General features: G+C 53.9%; 24 protein-coding genes and 3 tRNA genes. 16 read left to right on the plus strand and 11 right to left on the minus strand.

The genetic code is table 11. The annotated features are described in order from the left end of the window. Positions 1–22: 22 nt before the first annotated feature. Together ACFR81_RS09800 and ACFR81_RS09805 are read right to left on the minus strand one after the other, a co-directional pair. A tRNA-Ser gene (locus tag ACFR81_RS09800) sits at positions 23–114 on the minus strand. Positions 115–293: 179 nt separating this feature from the next. Further along, positions 294–381: transfer RNA gene (locus ACFR81_RS09805), tRNA-Ser, on the minus strand. A gap of 141 nt (positions 382–522) precedes the next feature. Between ACFR81_RS09805 and ACFR81_RS09810 the strand changes: the two genes are divergently transcribed. The 6 genes from ACFR81_RS09810 to ACFR81_RS09835 all read left to right on the plus strand — a co-directional run bounded on the left by ACFR81_RS09810 (position 523) and on the right by ACFR81_RS09835 (position 7,303). Further along, the gene (locus ACFR81_RS09810) at positions 523–1,515 is read left to right on the plus strand and encodes an NAD(P)H-quinone oxidoreductase (protein ID WP_343876343.1); all 993 of its coding nucleotides are present in this window, start codon (positions 523–525) and stop codon (positions 1,513–1,515) included. 100 nt (positions 1,516–1,615) lie between these two features. Further along, entirely contained in the window at positions 1,616–3,895 is a 2,280-nt protein-coding gene (locus ACFR81_RS09815) for a carbon starvation CstA family protein (protein WP_343876344.1), read from the plus strand. Positions 3,896–3,908: 13 nt separating this feature from the next. Next, the gene (locus ACFR81_RS09820) at positions 3,909–4,100 is read left to right on the plus strand and encodes a YbdD/YjiX family protein (RefSeq protein ID WP_083147317.1); all 192 of its coding nucleotides are present in this window, start codon (positions 3,909–3,911) and stop codon (positions 4,098–4,100) included. A 151-nt stretch (positions 4,101–4,251) separates the two neighbouring features. Further along, positions 4,252–4,728 carry a dehydrogenase gene (locus tag ACFR81_RS09825; protein ID WP_145173934.1) on the plus strand — a complete coding sequence of 159 codons (477 nt, stop codon included), beginning with the start codon at positions 4,252–4,254 and terminating at the stop codon, positions 4,726–4,728. Positions 4,729–4,914: 186 nt separating this feature from the next. Beyond that, the gene (locus ACFR81_RS09830; protein WP_346843276.1) at positions 4,915–5,964 is read left to right on the plus strand and encodes a chloride channel protein; all 1,050 of its coding nucleotides are present in this window, start codon (positions 4,915–4,917) and stop codon (positions 5,962–5,964) included. Between the two features lie 136 nt (positions 5,965–6,100). Next, positions 6,101–7,303: an acyltransferase family protein gene (locus ACFR81_RS09835; protein WP_343876346.1), complete on the plus strand. Its 1,203-nt coding sequence runs from the start codon at positions 6,101–6,103 to the stop codon at positions 7,301–7,303. A gap of 66 nt (positions 7,304–7,369) precedes the next feature. Here ACFR81_RS09835 and ACFR81_RS09840 read toward each other — a convergent pair whose 3' ends face one another. Together ACFR81_RS09840 and ACFR81_RS09845 are read right to left on the minus strand one after the other, a co-directional pair. Further along, positions 7,370–7,999: a response regulator gene (locus ACFR81_RS09840; protein WP_151145164.1), complete on the minus strand. Its 630-nt coding sequence runs from the start codon at positions 7,997–7,999 to the stop codon at positions 7,370–7,372. Beyond that, positions 7,996–9,291, minus strand: coding sequence for a sensor histidine kinase (locus tag ACFR81_RS09845; RefSeq protein WP_190617797.1), 1,296 nt, complete (start codon positions 9,289–9,291; stop codon positions 7,996–7,998). Before ACFR81_RS09845 ends, ACFR81_RS09840 begins: the two co-directional genes overlap by 4 nt. 326 nt (positions 9,292–9,617) lie before the next feature. Between ACFR81_RS09845 and ACFR81_RS09850 the strand changes: the two genes are divergently transcribed. From ACFR81_RS09850 to ACFR81_RS09860, 3 genes are read left to right on the plus strand one after another with little or no spacing between them, the layout of a single operon-like run. Next, positions 9,618–10,751 carry an ABC transporter permease gene (locus tag ACFR81_RS09850; RefSeq protein ID WP_343876347.1) on the plus strand — a complete coding sequence of 378 codons (1,134 nt, stop codon included), beginning with the start codon at positions 9,618–9,620 and terminating at the stop codon, positions 10,749–10,751. Next, complete coding sequence (locus ACFR81_RS09855; RefSeq protein WP_343876348.1) at positions 10,751–11,485, plus strand: ABC transporter ATP-binding protein; 735 nt, start codon at positions 10,751–10,753, stop codon at positions 11,483–11,485. The genes ACFR81_RS09850 and ACFR81_RS09855 overlap by 1 nt, the downstream gene beginning before the upstream one ends. 51 nt (positions 11,486–11,536) lie before the next feature. Further along, positions 11,537–12,388: an HpcH/HpaI aldolase/citrate lyase family protein gene (locus tag ACFR81_RS09860; RefSeq protein ID WP_145173918.1), complete on the plus strand. Its 852-nt coding sequence runs from the start codon at positions 11,537–11,539 to the stop codon at positions 12,386–12,388. A gap of 82 nt (positions 12,389–12,470) precedes the next feature. Here ACFR81_RS09860 and ACFR81_RS09865 read toward each other — a convergent pair whose 3' ends face one another. From ACFR81_RS09865 to ACFR81_RS09875, 3 genes are all read right to left on the minus strand, one after another. Then, complete coding sequence (locus tag ACFR81_RS09865; protein WP_343876350.1) at positions 12,471–12,710, minus strand: hypothetical protein; 240 nt, start codon at positions 12,708–12,710, stop codon at positions 12,471–12,473. 191 nt (positions 12,711–12,901) lie between these two features. Continuing rightward, positions 12,902–12,976 (minus strand) — tRNA-Thr (locus tag ACFR81_RS09870). A 221-nt stretch (positions 12,977–13,197) separates the two neighbouring features. Then, a complete protein-coding gene (locus ACFR81_RS09875) occupies positions 13,198–13,692 on the minus strand; it encodes an HAD family hydrolase (RefSeq protein WP_233126044.1) in 495 nt (164 codons plus the stop codon). A 123-nt stretch (positions 13,693–13,815) separates the two neighbouring features. On the opposite strand from ACFR81_RS09875, the gene ACFR81_RS09880 reads away from it, so the two are divergent. The 4 genes from ACFR81_RS09880 to ACFR81_RS09895 all read left to right on the plus strand — a co-directional run bounded on the left by ACFR81_RS09880 (position 13,816) and on the right by ACFR81_RS09895 (position 16,753). After that, the gene (locus ACFR81_RS09880) at positions 13,816–14,490 is read left to right on the plus strand and encodes an NAD(P)H-binding protein (protein ID WP_145173915.1); all 675 of its coding nucleotides are present in this window, start codon (positions 13,816–13,818) and stop codon (positions 14,488–14,490) included. Between the two features lie 163 nt (positions 14,491–14,653). Next, entirely contained in the window at positions 14,654–14,986 is a 333-nt protein-coding gene (locus ACFR81_RS09885) for an acylphosphatase (RefSeq protein ID WP_343876351.1), read from the plus strand. A 13-nt stretch (positions 14,987–14,999) separates the two neighbouring features. Next, complete coding sequence (locus ACFR81_RS09890; RefSeq protein ID WP_343876352.1) at positions 15,000–15,917, plus strand: cation diffusion facilitator family transporter; 918 nt, start codon at positions 15,000–15,002, stop codon at positions 15,915–15,917. 44 nt (positions 15,918–15,961) lie between these two features. Continuing rightward, entirely contained in the window at positions 15,962–16,753 is a 792-nt protein-coding gene (locus tag ACFR81_RS09895; RefSeq protein ID WP_343876353.1) for a spermidine synthase, read from the plus strand. Positions 16,754–16,760: 7 nt separating this feature from the next. Here the strand turns inward: ACFR81_RS09895 and ACFR81_RS09900 are convergent, their stop codons facing one another. Next, a complete protein-coding gene (locus ACFR81_RS09900; protein WP_343876354.1) occupies positions 16,761–17,819 on the minus strand; it encodes an EamA family transporter in 1,059 nt (352 codons plus the stop codon). A 162-nt stretch (positions 17,820–17,981) separates the two neighbouring features. Here ACFR81_RS09900 and ACFR81_RS09905 point away from each other — a divergent pair, with 162 nt between their 5' ends. Then, a complete protein-coding gene (locus ACFR81_RS09905) occupies positions 17,982–18,764 on the plus strand; it encodes a di- and tripeptidase (protein WP_068172088.1) in 783 nt (260 codons plus the stop codon). Between the two features lie 230 nt (positions 18,765–18,994). On the opposite strand, the gene ACFR81_RS09910 is transcribed toward ACFR81_RS09905, so the two are convergent. Then, positions 18,995–19,987, minus strand: coding sequence for a hypothetical protein (locus tag ACFR81_RS09910; RefSeq protein WP_343876355.1), 993 nt, complete (start codon positions 19,985–19,987; stop codon positions 18,995–18,997). Between the two features lie 112 nt (positions 19,988–20,099). Continuing rightward, positions 20,100–21,530 carry an adenylosuccinate lyase gene (purB, locus tag ACFR81_RS09915; RefSeq protein WP_068172082.1) on the minus strand — a complete coding sequence of 477 codons (1,431 nt, stop codon included), beginning with the start codon at positions 21,528–21,530 and terminating at the stop codon, positions 20,100–20,102. Between the two features lie 205 nt (positions 21,531–21,735). On the opposite strand from purB, the gene ACFR81_RS09920 reads away from it, so the two are divergent. Both ACFR81_RS09920 and ACFR81_RS09925 read left to right on the plus strand, forming a co-directional pair. Continuing rightward, entirely contained in the window at positions 21,736–22,266 is a 531-nt protein-coding gene (locus tag ACFR81_RS09920) for a hypothetical protein (protein ID WP_141669426.1), read from the plus strand. Then, positions 22,266–24,098, plus strand: coding sequence for an alpha/beta hydrolase (locus ACFR81_RS09925; RefSeq protein ID WP_068172073.1), 1,833 nt, complete (start codon positions 22,266–22,268; stop codon positions 24,096–24,098). Before ACFR81_RS09920 ends, ACFR81_RS09925 begins: the two co-directional genes overlap by 1 nt. Positions 24,099–24,101: 3 nt before the next feature. Here the strand turns inward: ACFR81_RS09925 and ACFR81_RS09930 are convergent, their stop codons facing one another. Further along, positions 24,102–25,202, minus strand: coding sequence for a glutathione S-transferase C-terminal domain-containing protein (locus ACFR81_RS09930; protein WP_343876356.1), 1,101 nt, complete (start codon positions 25,200–25,202; stop codon positions 24,102–24,104). Positions 25,203–25,283: the final 81 nt, after the last annotated feature.

A 25,283-nucleotide genomic window follows, 5' to 3' on the forward strand; every position in this document is an offset into this window, starting at 1 on the left:
AAGGGAACAGGGGCTTTCTTTCTGGCGGAGACGGGGGGATTTGAACCCCCGGTCGAGTTTAAGCCCGACCCTTCATTAGCAGTGAAGTCCATTCGGCCGCTCTGGCACGTCTCCAACACCGCATCGCTTGTAGCTCGTCAACATAGCGCTACATTGCAACACAGTATTCACTATACTAACTGCTTTCTCAGAACCGGTCAAAATGCTGCTTCAGTGGGCAAGCCTGAGGGGTGGATGAAAACTACGGAGAAACAAAAAAGTCTCGGGTTCTTTCGAACCCGAGACTTATCTCGCGGATGGTAAGGGATTTGAACCCTTGAGACGGGGTTGCCGCCTACTGGTTTTCAAGACCAGCTCCTTCGGCCGCTCGGACAACCATCCCTGAGGAAAAACTCTAATGGATGCCGTGGGCGATTGCAAAATATGAACCGCTCAAAGTGGTAGAAAGCATAGGTTTTCTCTGGAAAGAGTGGGTAATGATGCGTACGGTGGATAGAAAAGACGCTCAGAGAAAGAGGAGACATGAAAGCTGTAGTTGAAAATGAGCATGGCGGTCCAGATGTTCTAGAAATCACCGACGAACCCCAGCCTCAACCTCAGCGAGGTCAGGTTCTCCTCAAGGTCATGGCTGCAGGTATCAACCGCGCCGACGCCATGCAGCGTCGCAATATGTACCCTGTCCCTGCCGGCGAGTCGGCAATCTATGGGCTAGAAGTTGCCGGAGAAATTGTAGAAGTTGGCGAGGGTATCGATTCTTCTTTGGTAGGTCAATCGCGAGTTGCGCTTTTAGGGAGCGGTGGATATGCCGAATTTGTTGCGGTGAATGCCGAACACACGCTACCCGTGCCCAAGAACGTGAGTATAGAAGAAGCTGCAGGACTGATTGAGGTTGCCGCGACCGTCTATTCCAACCTGGTGTTGGCAGCAGGTCTCTCTGCGGAGCTTGCACAAAACCAGGGCAAGACCGCGCTCGTTCACGGCGGAACGGGCGGAATCGGTATGCACGCCACCCAGCTGTTGAAGTACCTGGGCGTAAAAGTGTTTGCTACTGCAGGAGAGCCTGAAAAATGTGCCTATCTTCAAGGGCAGGGTGTAGAAGCCATCAACTATAAGAAACAAAATTTCAGGGAAGTAATCGCCGATGAAACCGAAGATGGCGTGGACTATATCCTCGACGTCGTCGGCGGAAAGTACCTTGCTGATAACCTTTCGTCGCTGGCAAAGGACGGTCACCTGTGCATTATTGCCTTGCAGGGTGGGGCAAAGGCTGAAGCTAATTTGGGGCTGATGATGTCGCGCCGCCTCAATATCCACGGTACGACTTTGCGAGGGCGACCGGCCCAGCAAAAAGCTGAAATCGTGAAAGGTGTGGGTGAAGTAGTGTGGCCACTGATTGAAAAGGGCTACATTGGCCCTGGCCTCGACCGCTCCTTCCCTTTTGAACAGGTGCAAGAAGCACATGAATACTTTGACTCGGGCAATCATCGCGGAAAAATTGTGCTCACCATGAGCTAATTTTTGACGGCAGACGGAGGACGCCGGGGCAGATTGTGCTGTAGATAACTCAGGTATATGGTTTAAATTACACACACTTTCTATCCCCGAAGGACTTTCCATGCGTGAAAATTCTGCGTCCTCCACCGACCTCTTGGAGCATGAACGGCCACCGGCCTATGTGGATCCCGAGATTATTGCGGCAGAAGAAAAGAAATGGACCCCTAAGAAGATAGCCCTCTGGGTAGCTATCTCTCTGGTAGGTGCCATCAGCTGGTTTATGCTCGCCATCGTGCGGGGCGAGACCGTCAACGGTATTTGGTTCGTCTTTGCCGCGGTCTGCTCGTACCTCATCGCTTACCGTTTCTATGCCCGTTATGTTGAGGCGAAACTGGCTAATCCCGACGACCGCCGGGCAACCCCCGCTGAGTATGATGCCGACGGCAAAGACTACGCAGCTACCGATCGTCGTGTTCTCTACGGCCACCACTTTGCCGCTATCGCCGGTGCCGGCCCGCTCGTCGGCCCTGTGCTCGCTGCGCAAATGGGTTTTCTTCCCGGAACTATCTGGATTATTGTCGGCGTAATTTTTGCCGGTGCTGTGCAGGACTACTTGGTACTCTTTTTCTCGATGCGCCGTGGCGGACGCTCGCTGGGGCAGATGGCCAAGGAAGAGCTGGGTACCGTAGGCGGTTACGCAGCCATCCTTGCCACGCTCACCATCATGATTATCATTACCGCCATCTTGGCGCTGGTGGTTGTCAACGCACTGGGCGAATCACCCTGGGGCGTGTTCTCCGTGGGTATGACCATTCCCATTGCACTCTTTATGGGTGTCTATCTGCGCTATCTGCGCCCGGGCAAAGTGGGCGAAGTATCCCTCATCGGATTCATTTTGCTGATGGTCGCAATTATTGCCGGCGGCTGGGTGGCTGAGACATCCTGGGGTGCACAATATCTGACTCTCGACCGCGTTACCCTCGCATGGGCAGTTATTATCTACGGTTTCGTTGCCGCTATCTTGCCTGTTTGGCTCCTGCTCGCCCCGCGCGATTACCTCTCTACCTTTATGAAGGTGGGAACCATCATTTTACTGGCAGTGGGCATTATCGTTGTCCGCCCAGAGATCTCTGTACCTGCCTTCTCCGAATTCGCTTCCCGTTCCGATGGCCCCGTATGGTCCGGTTCGCTCTTCCCCTTCCTCTTCGTCACCATCGCCTGTGGTGCACTTTCGGGCTTCCACGCGCTGATTGCTTCGGGCACCACTCCTAAGATGGTGGAAAAAGAACGCCAGGTTCGTTTTATCGGCTACGGCGGTATGCTCATGGAATCATTCGTGGCAATCATGGCTCTCGTAGCTGCTGTGACCGTAGACCGCGGAATCTACTTTGCGATGAACTCAGCTGCGGGCGCTACCGGAGGCACAATCGAAGGCGCAGCGGCGTTCGTGAATTCGCTGGGGCTTACCGGAGTCCACGTAACCCCTGAACTCCTCGGCGAAACCGCCCAGCATGTAGGCGAACAAAGCATCGTTTCGCGTACAGGCGGCGCACCCACCCTCGCCGTCGGTATGGCAACCATTCTGCATCAGATGATGCCCGCCTTCGACCTCATGAGCTTCTGGTACCACTTCGCCATCATGTTCGAAGCACTCTTCATCCTCACCGCGGTGGACGCCGGAACGCGTGTAGCCCGATTCATGTTGCAGGATACGCTGGGCAACTTCTTCCCCCGGTTTAATGACCACAACTGGCGCTTGGGCGCATGGCTGACCACCGCCATCATGGTTGCTGGCTGGGGTAGCATCCTGATTCTTGGCGTCACCGATCCTTTGGGCGGTATCAATACTTTCTACCCGCTCTTCGGCATCGCCAACCAGCTGCTTGCTGCCGTGGCGCTCGCGGTTTGCCTTGCCATCGCAGCAAATAAGGGCAAATTCAAGTACCTGTGGATTATTGCTCTACCTCTCGCCTTTGACCTAGTAGTTACCGTGGTTGGTTCTTGGCAGAAAATCTTTAGTTCAAACCCCAAGGTGGGTTACTGGGCGAATCATTTTGCTTTCAAGGACGCCCTGGAATCCGGTGCTTCCTCCTTTGGCGCGGCGAAAACTCCCGCGGCAATGGAAGCGGTTCTTCGCAATACCATGGTGCAGGGAACGCTCTCCATCATTTTCGTGGTGCTTACTCTAATCGTGGTTCTTATGGCAGTTCTTGAAGTCATGCGCGCTGCCAAGGGTCAGCAGAAGGAAACCCGCGAGAACCCCTATATCGAATCTCGAATCTTTGCACCGGCAGGGCTCACTGCCACCGATGCAGAGAAGAAACTTGAGAAAGAATGGGCAGAGTTCTACCGGAAACATCCTCAGGAAATCGCCGGTTCTGCGGGTCATTCGGCTCACTAAGCGAGGGCGTTCTATGAATAAGATCAAAGAGATTATCTCAGCGATAGAGTGGTTTACCTCTGGCATGCTGGGTGGAGATAAATACCAAAAATATCTTGCCCACCACCGCCAAACGGGGTGCGATCACGCTCCGATGAGCGAGCGAGAATTCTGGCGTGATTATCACCGTCGACTAGACGAGAACCCTGGCGCTCGCTGTTGCTGACCCCTCTGTCGGTTGGATAAACCGTGTACCGCTCGCTCCGCTCACTGTCCATGAAGTGGGCGGAGCGAGTTTTTATACTTTTATTTAGGTGACGAATCGTCCCTCAACAATTTAGGGTAACCTCAGTATGGAACAAACGGGAGGAGGCTCTATGGGAATCAGAGACATGCTGCAAAGCCGCAGAGACGACGCCGAGTTGGGGCGCGGAGTCTGGCGGCGTGCCCATGACCGTTTTCGTCGTGGAATTGACCGTTTCCACCAGATTTTAGAGAAGCTTCCTCACGACCAAAATTTTGAACTTCTTATTCCAGAGGCAAACGCATTAGCAGATCTTTTGCCCCGTGTGCGAGATATTGCCCGCCAAGCACAGCTTCTTGCACCTAGTCAGGGAACCGATATACCGGCGTCACCCCACGGTACGTATTCGGATCTTCACCGCAGTCTCTCGCGCGCTGGCAATGCCGTTGCCCTGTGTGCCGAGGCTCTCGCCATGGTGCGTTGCCAGGGCGACTGCCAGCTTTCGTGTTCCCGGAAAGTTGCAGTGAGCCGGCGTCTACAAACAGTAATTGAGCATATTGAAGATGCCGAAGCTAAACTTGCGCAGGCGCATCGCGAATCTACTAACTAGGCGAACGAGGCTAATCGCGTGCGTGGGTCTCTTCTAGCGAAACGTTATTTCCCCCTTTTTTGTGCCACTGCTGTTGCTATCGTCTGCGCGGCTCTCGCAGGTGTTCTCTCTACTTATTTTCTGCACGCAGTTGAAAATATCTTTCATCATTTAAGCGCTTACCCCCGGTGGGTTCTATTGCTTGCCATGACGTGCACAGGGGTTACGGTAGGGCTTCTCTGGTGGTTCGTTCGAGCTAAACCCCTGGGATCGATAAGCGAGGCCTTGGGGCAAAAACTCTCCACCTTTCCTCTCGCACGAAACACTCTCGATGCCACTTTACAGCTTACGGTGGTCGGGGCAGGAGCTTCGATCGGTCGAGAAGGAGCACCCCGACAGCTAGCGGGTGTCTATTCTTTTCACTTGAGTACGTTGCTCAAAGTACAGGACCCTGATCGAGCGCTAGTGACGGCGTCGGCGGCAGGGGCGGCTTTGGCAACAGTGTACAACACGCCTTGGGCGGGAATCGCATATACGGTGTGCGTAATGATGGGTAGGTGCAACTGGTTCTCTCTTGCAGTGGCATCGGTGACTAGTTGGGGCGCGGTGTTACTCTCCCATATCTTCTTAGGTAACAACGCCTTTTACCCCCTGACTTTTTCTGCGGTGCGCTGGGAAGTATGGGTCTGGGCAGTTGTCTCTATCCCTCTTATCGCTGTAGCTGGCTTTGTATTTCGTCAGATAGCGCAGCACGCCAACAAGAAATCTTCCACCGTACAAGGGGCTTTTCTGCCGCTCACCATCGGTGTGGTGCTGGCGCTAACCGGTCTAGTGATGCTGGTTGCCCCGGATATTTCGGGTAACGGCGTCCTCATTCTTCAGAACGGTTTTGCGGGAAACATTAGTCTCCTAGGTTTCCTCCTACTGATTCTTCTGAAACCATTTTTTACGTTTCTCACCTTGGCTGCAGGAGCCAAAGGCGGGGTGCTTACTCCTGCGCTTGCCCTGGGCGGTGCGCTGGGCGGAGCCTGTGCAATAGTGACTGGAAACAGCGAGAGTTTACTGCCGTTCATGGTGGTTGGCGCTGGCGCTTTGCTAGCAGTTTCAGAAAATTCCATTGCATTTGGCCTGTTATTTGCGTTGGAACTGGTGCACGCTCCACCGCCGTTGTGGGGTGCAGTCGGTGTAGCTACCTGGGGGAGCGTCTCTCTTGTTCAGCTGGTTCAGCGCAAATACAAGCACTCCGACCAGAGGTAATATGACAGAACTATCCCCATTAAGGCGGCTAACAATCCCAGCTAAGTGGTGGTAGGTTTTGCTGTTATGGTGCATTTTGCTCAAAATGTACCGTTCGCACTCGCTTGTACCATTTAGAAACACCAGAAGGACCCCCTTGAATCGCTACGCTCACATCGATGCAATGCGTGCATTTGCAGTTTTGCTCGTCGTTTTTTCGCATGCAGGACTGACCTTTGTACCCGGCGGATCCGGCGTCACCATCTTTTTTGTCATTTCAGGCTTTATCATTACGTTCTTGCTCCTGCGAGAACGAGATAAAACTGGAGGGTTCGACCTCGGTGGCTTCTATATGCGACGCCTCATCAAAATCGCCCCGCCCCTCTTTCTCGCGCTAATCATCCCAACCCTGATCTATATGGCTTTCGGTGGCGCCGTCAATATTGGTGATTTCCTCGGGCAGATTTTCTTCTTCTTTAACTGGCGCTATCTTGATTCCCAAGTCACCGTTCTCCCCGGCTCTCATGTCACCTGGTCCCTAGCGATTGAAGAACAGTTCTACCTGGTCTTCGCGCTGATTTGGCTCTTTGCCGTCAAGAGCAAGCACTACCTCAAAATCGTAGTGAGCCTCGCTATTTTTGCCATTGTATGGTCGAATCTCTCACGATTCTTCCTGTTCCTCAACGGCGCAAGTTCTGACCGTATTTACTTCGGTACCGATACCCGCGTTGAAGCTATCGCTGTAGGCACTCTCGTGGCTGTCTGGTTCTTTAAATACCGAAATACCGACATGGTTCAGGGCCGCTCCATCCGTGGGTCTCGGTTTGCCGATTCTTCTCTTACTGGTGCCGGGCGTAGCATTCCCTTGCTGGGCCGTAACTGGGTGATTGTGGTAGCTGTAGGAATCTACCTTTTCTCACTCGTAATTCGTGATGATTTCTTCCGCGATACCGCACGCTATTCCCTCCAGGCTATTGCTGCCGCACTGATGGTGCTGTGGGGTCAGGTAGCTCGACGCCAGCCGCTGGGCACTAAGCTCATGAAACTACTCCAGTGGCGATTCCTGCAGCTGTTGGGACTTTCCAGCTACTCCATCTACCTCTCTCATGATGTTATTTACCGCCTGGTTGAACCCCACCTGGAATTCTTGCCCCGTCCCGTGATGGTCCTTCTCATGGTCGCTCTCGGCCTGGTGGTAGGAATTGCCATGTATAAGTTCGTGGAAGTTCCCGCGCTGGCGTACAAAGATCGCCACTTCGCTTCAGCTAATTACAAAGCTGAGCAAGAAGCCCGCATGATTGCTGCGGCGAATAATACCTCTGACGTTCAGGGGCAGGAAATCCGTCAGGCACAGGACTAAGTTCCGCCGTCGAATTATTGAAAAAAGAATCGCCGCCGGTTCACCATGAACCGGCGGCGATTCTCTTTAAATAAGCCGCATTTCCCGCGCGACGCCGATTGCCGCCGTCCTATTATCCACTCCCAGCTTGGAATAGATATGGACGAGGTGGGTTTTTACAGTCGCCTCAGAGATAAAAAGTTGCTTGGCCAGTTGCTTGTTAGTGGCTCCAGTGGCAAGTGCTTGGAGAAGTTCAATTTCTCGCGGGCTCAAATCGGGAGCGGGGGTGCGCATCCGGTCAAGCAATACCTCAGTGATATGTGGAGAAAGAGTTCTGCGGCCTGCCGCCGTAGCTAAAACAGCATCGTGCACTTGCTGGGGCGGGGCATCTTTGAGGAGGTAGCCTAGCGCTCCGGCTTCGACCGCTGCCACAATATCCGATTGGGTATCAAAAGTTGTTAGCACCAGCACCGGCGGCCCGCCTGCCTGGGTAATAGCCCGGCAAGCTTCTATCCCGTTCATGGGTTTCATCTGTAGATCCATGATGACAGCGTCAGGCGCTGTGCCGTTCTGGGTGACCTGCTGTAAAACATCTAGTGCCTCTGCGCCGTCTGAGGCTTCTGCGATAACCTCAATATCTTCGAAGGAAGTGAAGACTGCTTTCAACCCGGCACGCACGATGGGATGATCGTCAACCAACATAATAGATACGGTCATGAGCGTCCTTGGGTAAGCGATGAATGAGGTAGGGAAAGAGTCACTACTGTACCTTCACCCGGAGTAGATTCTACGGCCAGCTCTGCGCCGATTTCGACGGCGCGAGCTCGGAGGGATACTAGCCCGTAGCCTGAGCCATCAGCGGGGTGGGTCGGGTGAGCCTCGGCAGCAAGCGTGGGGATGAAACCGCGGCCGTCGTCAAAAATATCTAAAGTGGTGGTGTGCTCCCATAGCCCCAGGGTAACGACGGCGTGCTGGGCATGGGCATGAGCTGCAACGTTGGCTAAAGCTCCCTGGGTAATGCGTATGAGAGCCTCTTGGATAGGTTCGGGAAGCTCTGCGGCACTCAGCGGAGACTGATCCCCATCAAGGTGCACCGTGCAAGAGAGCGAATCGCCTCGGGCAGATACCATTCTCTGAGTCTCGGCACAAAGGCGCTCTAAAGCTGGGACGAGCGATGTAGTGAGAGAGGGAGAGGAAAGGTCTCGGATGAAGCGGCGGGCTTCTGCAAGGTTATCTGCGGCGACGCGGTTGATTACGCTGAGCTGTTCTCCTACCTCTGGGGCGGTGGGTTTTGCTGCTGCTGCTCTGGAAATCAGCACGATAGAAGAGAGCCCCTGGGCGAGCGTGTCATGTATTTCACGGGCGAGCCTTTCCCGTTCTTCCAGCCTCCCCGATTCGTGCTCTTTTTGAGCAAGTTCAGCTTGGGTTGCGCGAAGTTTCTCGGCGGTACGCTGATGCGCTAGGGAATCTCGGTGAAGTTGACGGTATGCAAGCGAAATAATGATGGCTAACAGCGCGCCCAGGCTGGGCCCAATGATGGCACCGGCACTGAGTTCGTGAGCGCTTTCGTGCTGTGTCTGAATCGCGGGAAGCCCGATAGAAATGCCGGTAAGAAGAGCCACCGCCCCCAATGCCGGAATAACCGGTAGCAGATGCATACACAGGAAGACGAGAGGGAACATCATCCAGGTGAAACTACTGTGATGGTACAGCAACACAAGCCACAGCATCACGACAATCGCTAGCCAGGTTCTCGCTAGCGCAGGGCGGGAACGCACCAGATTAGCTCCGCGAACTCCGCCGAACTTTCCCCGGGCAAACCGGTTCTCCACGATAGTGCCAGCCATATACGTCAGCGCCAGTGCGAGCGAGCCCACCGTCAGTCTGCCGGGGGCGGCGTCGTCCTGAAGCGCCGAAATAAAACCTACTGCCAGCAAAAAAGCGAACATCACGTGCAAACTGATGCGCAAAATCTGCAGAACAGATGATTCTTCGGGGGCTGGATTCATGGGTCTACTTTCAGCAAAGAGGTTCTGATAATTCTAAGGTACCCACTGTGAAGATATTCCGCCTGCCTGCCCTATCAACCAAATGGTTGATAAGAGGTTCAACCGTTCACGTGATGTGCTAGAAACCAGATTTTTCCAGAATAGAAGAAGAGAAGTCGAGGTTTATAGATGGGTTGCGCCTGTCAGCCCGGTGCCGAGGTCGGCAAGCTGGCTGGGTCTGGCGTGAATCGCATTTGCGAGCGCTAGCGAGCCATGCGATAGGGACCGCTTGCCGACGCGGTGGCGGGCAAGAGGCGCAAGAAGCCTATACGGGTGAAAGGAATCCAGTGTTTTTAGGAATAAGAGAAATATTCTCTGCGCGAGGGCGGTTTGCTCTTATCGCGGCAGTGGTAGGGTTGCTGACCCTGCTCTTGGTGATGCTCACCGGTCTCACCGGGGGTTTGGGTCAGCAGAATACGGCGGGGCTGGAATCGTTCAAGGCAGATCGCTTGGTGTTTGGTTCTGCAGGTTCGCAGGAACCGGAGATTTCATTCACCTCCTCCAGCGTGACTGCCGGCGAACAAAAGATCTGGGCGAACCAGGACGGCGTGGACTCTGCTACCCCGGTGGGTATCAGCCAGACGGTGTTAGAGGGGTCTGCGGCGTCGCCGTCGATTGCAGTCTTCGGTATTCCTGCGGGAAGTTCACTACTACACGATTCGGTAGGGCAGGCGTTAGAAGGCTCCACTGATCTTTCCGATTCTACGGTGGTTTTGGGAGAAACTATCGCCCAGGATTCGGGCGCGAAAGTGGGGGATAAGGTCACGATCAGCGGAAATACGTTTACAGTCGGTGGGATTGTTGCTGACACCTACTACTCGCATACTCCGGTGATGTGGGCTGATACTGCCGCTTGGCAGAAAATCGGGCATGTGAACGCTGGCGCTTCGCAACAGCCGGCGGATCAAGAGATCGTAGGCACTGTGTTAGCCATCTCTGCTCCTCATGCAGATGACGCCGCGCTGACTTCCGCCGCCGACCAGTCAGGAACCAAAGCAGTCACCACCAAAGAATCGTTCCAGGGGCTAGCCGCCTTTCAGTCAGAACGCGGATCACTGCAAGCCATGCAGGGGTTCCTCTATGGAATTTCGGCGCTAGTGACTCTCTCTTTCCTGACCGTGTGGACCATCCAGCGCACTCGCGATTTAGCTGTCTTGCGCGCTCTAGGAGCTTCCACGGGGTACCTTCTGCGCGATGCGATGATTCAAGCCGTCATCATCCTCTTTGGAGGAGCTGCACTGGGTGCTCTCTTAGGCTGGGTTCTTGGCGCGCTTGCCCAGAATGCTCTTCCCTTCCAGCTTGATCCCCTCACCGTTCTGGGCCCAGCAGTAGGAATCTGGGCAATTGGGCTAGCCGGGTCGCTTATCGCCACCGCCCGCATTACCAAAATTGACCCCATGATTGCTTTAGGAGGCAACTAATGACCACCGTACTTTCCCTAGAGAACGTTACTCTCGAATACCCCGACGGCGTAGATTCCAACGGTCAGCCCCAAATGCTCAAAGCTCTTGACTCCATCACGTTTCAAGCAGATAAAGGAAGTTTCACCGCTGTTGTTGGTACCTCGGGCTCGGGTAAATCATCGCTCCTTTCTGTGGCTGCCACGCTGATTCAACCTACCTCTGGCAAGGTGTTCCTCAACGGGCAAGAAACCTCTGGTCTCAAAGATTCCGAACGTACTCGCCTGCGTGGCAACGACATCGGCATCATTTTTCAGCAACCCAATTTGCTCCCCGCCCTCACTTCAGAAGAACAACTCGTTGCGATGGCACACCTCGCTGGGGCACGCGGCAAAGAGCTTAAAGATGCCCGAGCCCGCGCCGCCGAATTGCTCGACGTTGTTGGGCTGGCGGATATGCGCAACCGTCGCCCCCACCAGCTCTCCGGCGGACAACGCCAGCGCGTCAACATCGCCCGAGCACTCATGGGGAACCCCTCCCTCCTGCTCGCCGATGAACCCACCTCGGCCCTCGACCACGAACGATCAGCATCTATTGTTGCGCTTCTTGCCCAACTGACCAGCGAATTCCAGCTCGCCACCGTCATGGTCACTCACGATTCCATTACATCCTCAGCAATCGACGCTGTCTTTGAAATGAAAGACGGGCGTGGGTACATGATACCCTCAACGGCAAAGAGTGCAGACGCCGCCTGACGAACCCAAGTAGAATCAAAGTAAATACTCGATTCTGCATGAAGGATGACCGTGCCCCACTTTCACCGAAATGACCGAGCAGCAGCCCTACCTGCACGAGTTTCTCGTACATGGCTGTTAGTTTCTGCAGCAGCCGACGAAGAAACTATCGCCGCCGCTCTCGAATCAGAAGCGGACTCCATCCTGTTAGACCTGGAAGACGGTTGTCCCGAGAATCTCAAAGACGCATCCCGCGAAAAAATCGTTCAGCTCCTGGAAAATTCCATGACCGCTTGGGTGCGTATTAACACCATGGGCACCGAGCACTGGAAGAAAGACGTTCAAGCACTCAACGGCGTCAGAGGTCTGCGCGGCGTGATGCTGGCAACCACCGAACATCCTGACCAAGTAACCCGCACTGCCATGATGCTCGCTGCAGGCACCCCCGTTATTGCGCTCATCGAATCGGCAGTTGGCATGCTCAACGTCGTCGATATCGCCCGCGCGCCCGGTACGTTCCGCCTCGCCTTTGGCGTAGGTGACTACCGCCGCGATACCGGCGTCTCCGCAGATCCGATTGCCCTGTCCTACGCGCGCTCTCAGCTAGTTCTGGCGTCCCGTGCAGGAGAACTACCCGGCCCCATCGACGGCCCCTCAGTCGGCAAATACGGTGGAGATCTCATGAAAGAATGCCACTACACCACCATGCACGGGATGACAGGTAAACTCTTGCTGGACCCGCGCCAAGCAGAAACCATCAACCTCACCCTCGCGCCCAGCGACGAAGAAATTCAATGGGCACAAGAGATGCTCAACGAAGCCGGCGGCGGCAACGTACCTAAAGACGGCTCCTACCTGCCGCGCCTGGCGCGCGCTCGCAAAGTGTCAGAACTGGCGAAAACGTACGGTTTGTGGCGTAGCTAAGTCTCGCTGAGGCATAAGCCTTAAAGAAAAGGGGCGGTTTCAACCTTCATCGGTTGAAACCGCCCCTTTTGATGAGCTGAAATTATTCGGTAATCTCAGCGGTGTGCTGATCTTCGCCATAGCCAATGAGATAAGCCCACAGCCACGCAGTAATAGCGGAAAGAGCAATCATTCCTGCAATAGAAGCATCTGCCTGGAAAAGCGAACGATAAAAGAACCAAATCGCTGCAGAAGGAATGAATAGAAGAATAACGAGGAGCAAGAAGCCGCGTGCGGAACGGTTCCTTGATCCTCCAACAGAGCTAAAGAGCTCTTTTAACATGGAGAACCTCCAGAATTTCAAGGGGGAATGTACGAGTGTCTTCCAATCATAACGGTTTGATATACACGAAATAAAGAGTGTCACGGTTCGATAACAAAATTAATAGAAATATTTTCTTTTATGACGTGCGGTTCTCATTACTGCCGGGTAATACAAAAAAGTCCGCTACTTAGATAAGTAGCGGACTTACATGGAGCCCCCAGTCGGATTTGAACCGACGACCTTTTCTTTACGAGGGAAATGCTCTACCCCTGAGCTATGGAGGCCTGCTCTTTCGGCGCTCGCGCACGTCTTGAACGAATGCCACTGTACCAGAAACCCACTATTTCTCTCCACTCGGTTATCTAAAAGCCTTCGGCAACCAGACGCGGCAACTCTGCCATGTCCTCAAAAATCTGGGCACCGGCATCCTCCAACTTTTGAGCCGGCGTATCCAAGAACTTTCATACCGGCTGCGCGTGCTGCGGTTACACCGTGGGCGCTATCTTCAATGACCAGGCAGTCCTTCGGACGAAACCCCCATCGACGACGCCGCGTGCAAGAACAAATCGGGAGCAGATTTTCCGTGGTGCACGTCCTGGGCACTAAAAATATGGGAATCTTCAAAATAACCCAACATTTTGCACAAAGTGAGAGAATGGCGGATACGCTCGTGAGTACCGCTGGACGCCACACGCCGTGGGCCCTCGAGCTGCTCCAATGCTTCGATGATTCCCGGAACGGGCCTGAGGTCTTTCTCAAACGACTCTTTATAGCGGGCTTCGAGCGAATCAATCCAGTCAGCACCCAGTGGGCGGCCCAGATGCTCTTCGAGACCTTCCTGCACCTTAGTCATGGGGATCCCCAGAAAATGCTCAATGACCTGTTCGCGAGTGAGCGACCATCCGTGTTCTTCAAGAACCATACGGTCAATCTCAACCGCAAGAACTTCACTATCAACGAGAACACCGTCGCAGTCAAAGATGAAAAGTCCGGGTTGCATGGGAGTCTTTCGGTGGGGCAAGAACGTTGAAATCTAATCTACTACGGGGAATAAAAACTAAGCAGTGATAGTTTTGTTGAAAGAAGAGGTTAAAACTCTTCGTAAACTCGAAAGGAGATTCTCATGGCAAACGTAACGATTATTGGTGGCCACGGCAAGGTTGCTTTATTGGCAGAGCCCAAACTGGTTCAGGCAGGGCACACCGTTAACGCAGTGATTCGTAACGCCGATCAGAGTTCGGACATCGAGAGCAAGGGCGCGAACGCCGTCGTCCTGGATATCCAGAATGCTTCTACTACCGAGATTGAGAAGATGCTCCAGGAGACAGAAACTGACGTTCTGGTGTGGAGTGCCGGCGCGGGCGGCGGCGATACTTCGCGCACCTACGCTATTGACCAGGACGCAGCGATTCGAACCATCGAAGCCGCAGAGCACACCGGGGTAAAGCGCTACGTTATGGTTTCTTACCTTGGCTCCGGCAACGCACATACGGTTGGTGAAGACAACGGTTTCTACGCCTACGAGACAGCGAAAGCTGTAGCAGATGCTTACCTGAGAGACTCCGATTTGGACTTCACTATCTTGGGTCCAGGTATGTTGACGGAGGACGCCGCTGCCGGCATCGAGGTAAATCTCAAGCCTGAGAACGCAGAGACTCCGCGGGAGCTAGTTGCTGATGTGATGGTGGCGGTCATTGCTGACGACTCCACTATTGGCAAGGCGATTCCGTTCTCGGCAGGATCAAATGAAGTGAGCGCGGCTGTGGCTGCTGCGCCAGCTAAGCGCGACTTCAAGTAAGAACTCTTACTTCGCTCGTCGGCTCGTCGCCCTCCCGTTTGTATCAGATTTCCGCCTGTGTACCGCGCTTTTCGTGGTACACAGGCGCTTTTCTGGTACAAACTCCCCCCGCTTATTTCCAACGCCCCTGACCCCTCCTCGCCTGGTGTAGTAGGCTTACTCTATGAGTTTCTTTAACGTATTTGACCGAGAAAAATCCGCTCAGCAAGGCTCCGGGGAACCTGCTGAAGCTCAGCTGAATGCCAACGTTACCGGCCGTGTTCAGGGCGTGGGATTCCGCTGGTGGGCAAAGGGCGAAGCAAATCCTCTAGGGCTGGTGGGTTACGCCAAGAATTTGGACGACGGTTCGGTAGAAATCGTGGCTCAAGGCAGCCGTGAAAATTGCCAGAAACTTCTGGATTCGCTCAACTCGGGGAACACCGCAGGGCACGTAGATCACGTAGACGCCGAAATTGGAGACCCCCAGGGTTCCTACCGCGATTTCGGAACCTACTAGGAGCATTTCACTTATGGGCCATGACCACCATTCCCACGGCACAGGAGCCGATTCCAAGCGCCTCACCCTCGTTGTTGCTATCGCCTGGCTTCTCTTCGCCTTTCAGCTGGCAGGGGCTTGGATTACCGGGTCACTGGCGCTTCTCTTTGACACGGTTCATGTTTTCACCGATGCTTTGAGCGTTACTGTCGCCCTGGTAGCTGCGCATCTTGCTGCGCGCCCGTCGTCGTTGAAACGCACATGGGGGTGGAAACGTATTGAGGTTATCAGCGCCATGTTCCAAGCAGCGTTTTTGCTGGGCGTGGGAGCGTTCGTCGTCGTTGAGGCGATTAAGCGGTTCTTCAATCCGGCAGAGATTCCAGGGTTTGAAGTACTCATTTTTGGTGCAATCGGGCTGGTGGGCAACCTTGTTATGATAGCCATTTTGGTAGGGGGAAACCGTCAAAACTTTAATATGCGAGCGGCTTTCCTCGAAGTACTCAACGATGCTCTGGGCTCGGTCGCGGTGATTGTTTCTGCGCTGGTGATTGGTGTGTGGGGCTGGTATCAGGCAGACGCCGTAGTGGCGCTCTTCATTGGTATTTTGATTATTCCCCGCACCCTCAAACTCCTGTTTGAAACTATCAATGTTCTGCTGGAATCGACTCCACCTCACCTTGATTTGCAGAAATTACAGAACCACTTGGAATCCCAGGAACACGTTTTGGCGGTCCATGACCTGCATGCATCTCAAATTTCTTCGGATTTGCCGGTGCTAACCGCGCACGTGGTGTTGCGCGATGAATGTTTTGAAACCGGGCACACCGTTGAAATTCTCAAAGCCTTGCAGAATTGTGTGAATGAGCATTTTGAGGTGAGCATTCGCCACTCCACCTTCCAGCTGGAACCTGAATCTTTGAAGGAGAGCGAACATTACGCTCATCTGCATTAGCCATCGGCGCGGGGAAAGCTTGGCGCATCCTCTACGATGAGAGCATGAAGTCTCGTACAGTTCAGCTCTCCTTTTCAGGTCTTGGCGCGCGCATTATTCCCGACGGGCTGAGCGACTCCGGTTATATCCTTGAAATCGGCGGTGCTGAGCAGTCGCACGTTGATATGGCTGATCAGAGCCACATTTTCTATGAATATTTACGCCGTATCGCTCATGTGATTGATGTTTTTCGCCCTACCCAGGAACCTATTTCGGCAGCACATTTAGGCGCTGGGGCGCTCACTCTGGCACGCTATATTCAGGTAACCCGCCCCGAATCTGTGCAGGTCGCGGTGGATATTGAGCGGGAATTACCCACATTGGTATTGGATGAGTTGCCCTTACCCGCAGGTAGCTCCTTAGAAATTCTGATTGACGACGCGCGGTCGGCGGTTCCCCGCCTGGCCTCCTTGCTCAAAACTGAGCAGGGAATCGATGCGATAGTCCTCGATATTTTCTCCGGCTGGCAGGCTCCTGAGCACCTGACCGACCCTGAATTTTATGGGGAACTGCAGAACGAGCTTTCTGGTGGGGGAGTACTGGTGGTGAACGTGGGTGATGACCCGGGGCTCACCTTCTTTGCCGCCCAAGCTCGTACTATGCTAGGGATTTTCAACCATGTATGGTGTTTGACCGAGCAGTCACTGCTGACCGCTAAGTACCCGGGAAACCTTATCCTGGTGGGTACAGACCAGCCCCTGTCCGCCGATATCCGGGCTACGTTGAGCGCCGCAGGCCCTCACCCCGGCGTCGTGCTCGATACGCATGAGCTCAGCGAGTTCGTGGCAACTCTTTAGAACGGGCTTAGTTCTCAGGGCGGTAGTCGTCGGGGAGTTCAATTTTTCGGATAGATTGTGTGAGCGGGCTGGGGCGTTCGGGGTCTTCTAAATCTACAGGAGTTTGGAATCCGACGAGGGTAGGTAGAGCGCCGGTTGCCGTAGATTCGTCGTAGCCCAAGAGCTCAAGCTCAGTGGTGGCAACAGATACTTCAATAGGTTTGGTGCGGGTAATGCCGATGCTGGCACAAATCAATAGGGCAATAGCGCACCACCGCACCGGTCCCGTTTCCTGCTGTAAGAGAAGCCAGCCGCCAAGAGCGGCGATGGCAGGTTCAAGACTTAGCAAAATACTGAAGATATTTCGCGGCACCCTTCGCAGCGCCATAAACTCAAAAATTGCGGGGGCAAGCGATGACAAAATACCGGTGAGCACGCCGAAAAGAATGAGCTGAGGATCCCAGAAAGCCACAGCTGCTCCCGAGACGCCAAAGGGAAGAACCAACAAAGCGGCAATCACAAGGCTGGCTGCAAGCCCACTAGCGCCGTCGATAACTTCACCTACCCGAGCACTGCAGAGAATATATCCTGCCCAAAAAAGTCCGGCTATGAAAGCGTACAAAACACCCAGGGGATTCACCGCATCAGCACCGGAGAGAGCTTCTACCCCCAGAATTCCTAGGCCAAGTGCTGCTATTGCTGACCAGAGGAGGTCGATGCGACGCCGGGAAAGCGCCATCGAGAGCAGAAGCGGCCCAGCGAATTCTACGGCGACCGCCAAACCGAGCGGAATCCGAGAAAGAGCTTGATAAAAAGCCGCATTCATACCGGCAATAGATACTCCGAAGAGAAGAACTGCCCGCCATTGAATCCACGTCCACGCCCGAATCCGGGGGCGAATCGCTAGTACCATAAAAAATGCGGCAACGGCGAGACGGAAAGCAGTAACTCCCCACGCACCCATATGAGGGAAAAGGTAAACTGCGAAAGCTGCACCAAATTGAATAGAAGTGGCGGAGAGAAGCACTAATCCAACGCCTGCACTGATGCCTGATCTTGCGGACCCTGGATATGCTCTGTTCTTCATAAAACTCCCTCTGTGCTTTTTGGCCCTCACCTAGTTTAGTCATCTGGGCAAAGGGGGCAACTTAAAGCCCATCTGCCTAGAACGGGTAGGCGGGAGTGAGCTGTGGGCAAATTTTTGGGTGGATTGCAAGAAAAGTAAGTAGGGAGATGATTTACTTTAATCATGTTTAATCCTACGAAGAATGCTTTTGATAAAGACGGCAATCCCAAGCCGGCTCTCACTAAAACACTTGACACTGTGCTGCGCATCCAGCGCCCCCTTGTGCTTTCCATGGTGAAGAAGATGCGGGAGAAGCACCCCAACGAAACCCCTTCCCAGATTGCTAAGCGCCTGGAGCAGCAGTACCTTCGCGACGTCACCGTGGGCGGCGGAGCTATCGGTGCTTCGGCTTTTGTGCCAGGTATCGGCACCGCAACCTCGGTAGGGCTTTCAGTGCTAACCGTAGGTGGCTATTTGGAACGCACGGCCCTGTTCGCCCAGGCAATTGCTGAGCTGAACGGCGTAGATAACCTGAGCGAAGAAGAAGCCCGCACCATGGTCATGGGTATTATGCTCGGCGAAGACGGCGCCAGCCTGATGAACTCGCTGGTAGCTCAAAGCGGCTCCGCTTCAGGAATCACCAGCAAATGGGGTCTGATGATGGGCAAAAAAGACTCCGGCAAGGCATTCAGCGTGGAGCGCACCATCCGCAACATGTTTGTGAAGCGCTTCCTCCCCCGCCGGTCCGGCGCACTGCTCGGACGCGCGCTACCCTTCGGCATCGGCGCGGTAGTGGGTGGCGGTGCAAACCTCGCCCTGGGTAAACAGGTTATCAAGTCCACTCAGAAAGCCTTCGGTGAAGCTCCTGCGACTTTCCCCGCCGCACTGCAGATTAACGAACGTGCACCAAAATTCGAAGACAAAAAAGCAGAGAAAAAAGACTCTGCCGAAGAAATCACCAAGTAATTGAGCGTGGTGGGAGAGGCACTCTGAAGGGTAAAAGCCATGCAAGCACGGCAGTAAGGTGAACTGGCTGGGTCTGGCATGAATCGCCTTTGCGAGCGCCAGCGAGGCAGGCGAGAAGGTTAGTTCACCGTTGCTGTGCTTGCATGGCGACTTAACCGCTTGAATAAGCCTCTCATCCCACAAAAAATGCCTCCGCTCTTCTTCGAGAGCGGAGGCATTTTGATGTGATTTTACTTTTTTCCGAAACCAAACAGTCCGGTCTTTTCAGAGCCCTTAGCAAACATCTTGGCAGCTAAGCGAGCGCCCTTGACCGAGGCAGAGTTTTGCGTGGCAATACGTTCGAGTTCTTCCGCAGAGGTTGCCGCAACCTCCTCGGCGGGAGTTGCCTCGATATTCTCCGGAGCCTTATCTACCTCAGGCTCAATGACCTGGATGAACCGATCGGGGAAAGCGGCAGGCGTTTCCCCGAGTACCTCTTTCGCCTGCGCTATTAGCTGCTGAGCAAACTCCTTCCGAGCCTTAGAGCTTTCCACTACCGAGCCGCCGGATCTCACCAACTGTTCACCGCTCTTGACCAGCAAAAACATCTGCGGATTGCGCAAACCGATCTGTGAAATTGCCGTGATCACGTTCAACGGCGAAGCTCCTGATTGGTGGGGCTGGCGTGCAATAGGTTGTTCTAACGTGGTGAGTAACTGGTGGATGTCCCCGCCGAGAATTTGGGCGGCGGCATCGTCGGCGTTATCCACGGGAAGGTGGTGCAGAAGCGCCTGGGCAAAAAGATAGGTCTTGATAGCCTGGGAGGAACCGACGTGTGCCGCTGTGCTCACTCCCTGGGCGGTTTTTTGAGTGTAGGTGGAGATACCCTGTACCGCGCCGATTTGGGTAGCTGCTCGGGTGAGACCAGCAACCTTGCTGTTGCGGGTAACGGCAGTTACAGCGCCGGGCACCAAGTTATTGACACCTGCTTCTGCGCCGCCCACAAGCGTAAAATCGCGAATAAAAAGTTGATCGAGCGCATCAGAAATTTCCGCCGGTGTAGCTTCGGGGTTTTTGCGGCGTAGCTTGAGAATGCGACGAATGGCAAGTGGTTCTTTAGCATCGGCAGCGGGGCGCGCATCGTTCGAGCCGGATGCACCGACGTGCGGACGCGCGGCGGGGGAGGACGTCTCCGTCCGGAGCTGGTCGGGGGTGCGCTGGCGTTCGTCGTCGAGTTCTGTCATGTCTCTAGTCTAGGGAGGCAACTGCTTTAAAAGCGACCAGGAAGATGCTCTTTTGACCAGCAAATACTGGTCAAAAGAGCACTTCCCTGGTCGCTTTCAGCGAATGCGCTATTTACTGGGCGAATTTCAAGAGCTCGGGCGCAATACCAATGTAGGTGTTGGGGGTGAGCTCTGAGAGGCGCTTTTCGGCATCGGCAGAAAGACCTAGCCCCGCGACGAATTCCTTCAAACGGGTAGCGTCAACGCGCTGTCCTCGGGTCAGTTCCTTCAAACGTTCGTAAGGATCTTCCATACCCTCGACCCCGGCGATTGCCTCGGCGCGCATGACCATCTGAATAGCTTCGGCGAGAACTTCCCAGTTTTGGTCGAGATCCTCAGCGATGACGTCCTCTGCGACGTCCAATCGAGCCAGACCCTTCGCCACGTTCGAGATCGCCAGAATGGAGTGACCAAAAGCCACACCGATATTACGCTGGGACGACGAGTCGGTGAGGTCCCGCTGCCAGCGCGACTGAATCAGGGTGGAGCCCAAAGTGTTCAACAGGGCATTAGAGATTTCTAGGTTAGCCTCAGCGTTCTCAAACCGAATCGGGTTCACCTTATGCGGCATAGTCGATGAGCCAGTCGCACCTTCCACAGGAATTTGGCGGAAGAAACGGATAGAAATGTAATTCCAAATATCGGTGCACAGGTTATGCAGAATCTGGTTGAAATGCGCGATAGAAGAATACAGCTCTGCCTGCCAGTCGTGGTTCTCGATCTGAGTGGTGAGTGGGTTCCAGTCCAGACCCAGTCCGGTCACGAATTCTTCAGAAACTTTCAGCCAATCGGCACCGGGAACAGATGCGACATGTGCAGAGAAAGTGCCGGTAGCACCGTTGATTTTGCCCAAGAACTCAGCATTTTCCACGTGCTTAACCTGGCGGCCCAAACGGTAGGCAAATACTGCTAATTCTTTGCCCAAAGTGGAGGGTGTGGCGGGCTGACCGTGGGTACGAGAAAGCATGGGAATGTCTTTAGCGTTTTCTGCCATCTCGTTAATCTGAGCTACCAGATCGCGAGCTGCTGGCAGCCACACATTGTTGACGGCGTCCTTGATGCCTAGCGCGTAGGAGAGGTTGTTGATGTCTTCGGAGGTGCACCCAAAGTGAACCAGGGGCTTGAGGCGTTCTAATCCGAGCTTCTCTAAGCGGCGGCCGATGAAGTACTCAACGGCTTTGACATCGTGCACGGTAACCGCTTCGATTTCAGCCAGTTCTGCAGTGGATTCCTCGGTGAACTCGGTGACGATTTCACGCAGACCCTTTTTCTGATCTTCGGTGAGGGGTTCAAGACCGGGCAGGACCTTGTGATCGCAGAGGTAAATAAACCATTCGACCTCTACGTGCACGCGGTCGCGGTTCAGCGCGGCTTCAGAAAGGTAATCAACCAATGGTTCGGTTGCTGATTTGTATCGGCCGTCGAGAGGACCAAGGGCGAGACCGGCGCCGGTCAGTGAATGGCGGCCGTTGGGCAAGGTGGTGCAATTATCACGATGAGACATAGTCCTATTTTGACACGAAGCGGCGGTAGAAACCTGGTCGAATATCAAAGATGAAGACGGCGACGCCGGCAAATAAGGTACCAGCAGGGTGTGGATAACTTTATAAGACATTTTTGAGGGGGTTTATCCACAGATTTCTTTCATGCTCTCCTCCTTCAGGAACCCTTACCCTAGCCTGAAATAAACAGTTCGAGGAGGGAATCAGTTGAGTGTGGAATCCGTCATGAGCGTGGCATGGTCGGCGGGTATAGGAAGCGGCGTGAGCGGGCCGGTGTCTGCTGAGGTATGGACGTTAGCGCAAGAAGTTCGTATATATTCGCAGACTTTGGCGCAAAATATCGAAGCATTTCAGGCAGAGAGCGAGCAGGTCTCAGCTCAACTTGATGGAATGTACGCGGTCAAGTGGGTATCGGACGCCGCTACTCAGTTTCGGGATTCGCTGGATACCTCTAATGAAGAACAGTGCGACACTCAGCGTTCGCTGGCTGACGCCGCTGCGAAAACTCGTATAGGGGGCGAGGCGCTTGCTCAAGAGTTAGAAACGTTGGCGGCGAATATTACTAGCGCTGGGGCTGCGGTAGACCAGGGATTGCGCAGCTTAGAGGGGGCAACAGATCATCTTCCCGATATTCTGACCAACCCTCTGGTGAGTTCCGCCCAGGCTCATTTGGAATCGCTGATTCACAGCCCTCTGATTTCCTCTGTACAAAATACCTTAACCGCGGGAGCACGCTGATGAGCCAAAACATGTGCATGGCACGTATCGAAGTAGATACTGACAGCCTGACTGAAGTTGTAGAGCAACTCAAAACCGCGGGGGAAACGAACCAAGATTTAGCGGTGGACGTCTCTTTGATTGCCGCCCAAGTGACAGCCCTGCTTTCTTTTGATCCCACAGGGGAGGGCCTACATGCCGGTGCTATTCTGACCGCCACCGGCGCGAAATTCTTCCTTCTCTCCCAGGGGCATAAAACCCTTTCAGCCAAGGTAGAAACTGCGCGGAATAACTATATTGATGCAGAGCGCCTTGCCACTGAGATTCTCCAAGGTCCTGAGGGGTATGTGCCCGGGCTACTCTATCTGGCAGGCAAAAGCGTGGCGACGGGCGGCGTCTTAGGCGAAAAGATAGCCGACAAAGTGCCGTTCGCCAGCATAGTTTCCCCTCTAGTAGCGCGAGCTCTTTTCGGCATGGGATACTATGCCGATTTGAAAATGAACGGTGAATCTTTCGCTCGTAAACGCCGGGACGAACGAATGGGTGAGCTGGGCATGAGCGCTTCATGGCGACGTGACGTGGGGAAGTACCTCAAAGAGTTCGGCGTCAAGACCGGGGTTGTCAGAGACCTCAATGACTCAAGCGTGCGCGTGGAGAAGCTTGAGGGGAAAAAAGAGTATGAAGATGCTACCCAGCCTATGTTCGCTGTTCCAGTAACCCCCTATCAGTGGGCTCATAACCTGGAGTTGGTCGGTAAAGGCGAGGACGCGATGGACGCACTCGATGGCGGTGATGGAGAAATCATCGAATACGACGGACTACGGGTACAAGTAGTCCGAGATGGTGAGGGTAACACGATTGCTGCCAATGTTTATGTGCCGGGAACGGACCCAGATTCGCCTGCCTACAGCGGTGGGATCAGCACCTGGAGCACGAACGTTGCCTCTATCAATGCCGATAACCTCGATACCCTTGAAGAAAGCACAGCCATGATGCAGCTGGTAGATCGAGCTCTTTCGGACGCCGGCATATCTTCGGACGTGCCTGTTAACCTGGGTGGTTTTAGCCAAGGAGCAGCGACCGTTAGCGCCTTATCTACGAATAAGGAATTCGTGAAGAAATACAAGCTCAATTACCTCTATATGCAGGGCGGACCGACGGGCGATATGAAAGTTTCCCCCAATATTCCCACCATGATTGTGGCAGACAGGAACGACCCCGTACCCCATCTGCAAGGCTCTTCCACTTACCCAGACCGAGGCAAAAATGTTCGGACTATCGAGACGAACTATGACATCACTCCCGACGGCATAGAAAAATTCAAGGAACGGGATGTAGACCATCTTGAGCAAAACGATGAACACATCAAGTTAGTCACGAGTATGCCTGTTCACGGGTATGATGAGTACACCACTGCTACTGAAGCTATCCCTCAATCACATATCCCGGAACAATCTTTGTTGGATATACGGGATCATATGGCGAGTACTGAAAACTATGAAGTCAGCGGTTCTTCGTTTGCACCGGGGACTTCCCAGCAGGATATTTCTTTGAACCGCGCTCTGGGAATTGGGTCAGGAGCCTACGATGTCACAGAAAAAATTTTGAACAATACGGCATCCAAAGGGGCAAAATTACCAGGGCTCCCAGAAGACTACTCATCCACAGAATTCTACGATAAATATGTGGATCCGCTGGGGGAGTCTCCCAAGGCTTTTCTTTATACAGGGGTAGAAAGCCCTGCTCTTGCATGGGTCTTAAACCCCTCCGCCCAGTATTCTGAACCTCTCCAGGCTTCTTCCCAGGCGGAGCGGTTCTCGACTTTTACTCCGGCACTCAAACCGGCTCTTTAAAGCCTAGTTGGCTACGGGGTAAAGAGGGTTGTGACCAGCTTCTACACGTTCGCTGTCGCGTACCTCTGCGGGAGGGGTCGCTCCTGTAACCTCATCGAAAGGGGAGCCCCCTAATTCTTCGCGGTCGTGGGCAGTCAACCATCCGTCGGTACGAGGACCAACGGGCACAATTTGGGTGGGATTGATGTCTTCGTGAACGTAGTAGTAATGGCGCTTAATCTGCTCAAAATCTACTGTGTCTCCGAAGCCCGGGGTCTGGAAAAGATCGCGGGCATAGCCCCAGAGGTTCGGCATACTAAAGAGCGGCTGACGATTGCACTTGAAATGGGAGTAGTAGACGGCGTCGAACCGTACCAGTGTGGTGAACAGGCGGACATCTGCCTCAGTGATGTAATCTCCCATGAGATAACGACGGGTGGAAAGTCGTTCCTCTACACAGTCCAGGGCAGACCATAGTCGGTCATAAGCTCTCTTGTAGGCAGCTTGCGAACCGGCGAACCCGCAGCGGTAGACTCCGTTATTAATCTCGGTGTAGATGTACTGCATGACCTGACGCATCTCATCTTCGAGCTCAGCAGGCCATAAATCAGGTGCGCCCTCGCGGTGGAATTCCTTCCATTCTTTCGCAAAGTCCTCTGTAATCTGAGGGAAATTATTGGTGACGACCGCTTTAGAGTCAATCTCAACAATGGCAGGAACGGTAATTCCGCGTGGATAATCTGCAAAGCGGTTGAAGAATGCTTCTTGCAAGCGCTCGATATCCAATACAGGGTCTTTTCCGTCTTCGTCTAAATCAAAAGTCCAGGAGCGCGCGTCGTGAGTAGGACCGGGCAATCCTACAGAAATGGCGTCTTCCAGACCTAACAGACGGCGCACAATGAGAGTGCGGTTAGCCCAGGGGCAAGCGCGTGCAGCCACGAGTCGGTAGCGGTTCTTCTCTACTGGCCAGATGCCATGTTCACGGTCATCTTCACCGGGGCCCATGCCAGAATGAGCAACGATGCGATCTTCGATGTAGTTAGTATCGCGGTCGAATTCTTCGCCAGAATGTACGTAGGCACCAGCGGTGGAGTGTTCGTCGTACTTTTTCTGTTGAGATGTCATGGTGTTCATTATTCCCTGAAAAAGTTTTGGTGTAAAGTAAAAATTCTTTCGAATAAAAGTAATTTCTTGGTATCTGGCAGG

Origin of the sequence: Rothia amarae, assembly GCF_042677725.1 — a bacterium.
In the GTDB taxonomy this organism is placed as follows: Bacteria; Actinomycetota; Actinomycetes; order Actinomycetales; family Micrococcaceae; genus Rothia; species Rothia amarae.

Coding starts and splice junctions, on each gene's coding strand:
- ACFR81_RS09895 (WP_343876353.1), top strand. CDS start 15,962: ATGAAGTCTCGTACAGTTCAGCTCTCCTTTTCAGGTCTTGGCGCGCGC.
- ACFR81_RS09810 (WP_343876343.1), top strand. CDS start 523: ATGAAAGCTGTAGTTGAAAATGAGCATGGCGGTCCAGATGTTCTAGAA.
- ACFR81_RS09885 (WP_343876351.1), top strand. CDS start 14,654: ATGAGTTTCTTTAACGTATTTGACCGAGAAAAATCCGCTCAGCAAGGC.
- ACFR81_RS09900 (WP_343876354.1), bottom strand. CDS start 17,819: ATGAAGAACAGAGCATATCCAGGGTCCGCAAGATCAGGCATCAGTGCA.
- ACFR81_RS09930 (WP_343876356.1), bottom strand. CDS start 25,202: ATGACATCTCAACAGAAAAAGTACGACGAACACTCCACCGCTGGTGCC.
- ACFR81_RS09830 (WP_346843276.1), top strand. CDS start 4,915: ATGACGTGCACAGGGGTTACGGTAGGGCTTCTCTGGTGGTTCGTTCGA.
- purB (WP_068172082.1), bottom strand. CDS start 21,530: ATGTCTCATCGTGATAATTGCACCACCTTGCCCAACGGCCGCCATTCA.
- ACFR81_RS09925 (WP_068172073.1), top strand. CDS start 22,266: ATGAGCCAAAACATGTGCATGGCACGTATCGAAGTAGATACTGACAGC.
- ACFR81_RS09865 (WP_343876350.1), bottom strand. CDS start 12,710: ATGTTAAAAGAGCTCTTTAGCTCTGTTGGAGGATCAAGGAACCGTTCC.
- ACFR81_RS09815 (WP_343876344.1), top strand. CDS start 1,616: ATGCGTGAAAATTCTGCGTCCTCCACCGACCTCTTGGAGCATGAACGG.
- ACFR81_RS09855 (WP_343876348.1), top strand. CDS start 10,751: ATGACCACCGTACTTTCCCTAGAGAACGTTACTCTCGAATACCCCGAC.
- ACFR81_RS09905 (WP_068172088.1), top strand. CDS start 17,982: ATGTTTAATCCTACGAAGAATGCTTTTGATAAAGACGGCAATCCCAAG.
- ACFR81_RS09845 (WP_190617797.1), bottom strand. CDS start 9,291: ATGAATCCAGCCCCCGAAGAATCATCTGTTCTGCAGATTTTGCGCATC.
- ACFR81_RS09820 (WP_083147317.1), top strand. CDS start 3,909: ATGAATAAGATCAAAGAGATTATCTCAGCGATAGAGTGGTTTACCTCT.
- ACFR81_RS09910 (WP_343876355.1), bottom strand. CDS start 19,987: ATGACAGAACTCGACGACGAACGCCAGCGCACCCCCGACCAGCTCCGG.
- ACFR81_RS09840 (WP_151145164.1), bottom strand. CDS start 7,999: ATGACCGTATCTATTATGTTGGTTGACGATCATCCCATCGTGCGTGCC.
- ACFR81_RS09890 (WP_343876352.1), top strand. CDS start 15,000: ATGGGCCATGACCACCATTCCCACGGCACAGGAGCCGATTCCAAGCGC.
- ACFR81_RS09825 (WP_145173934.1), top strand. CDS start 4,252: ATGGGAATCAGAGACATGCTGCAAAGCCGCAGAGACGACGCCGAGTTG.
- ACFR81_RS09880 (WP_145173915.1), top strand. CDS start 13,816: ATGGCAAACGTAACGATTATTGGTGGCCACGGCAAGGTTGCTTTATTG.
- ACFR81_RS09875 (WP_233126044.1), bottom strand. CDS start 13,692: ATGCAACCCGGACTTTTCATCTTTGACTGCGACGGTGTTCTCGTTGAT.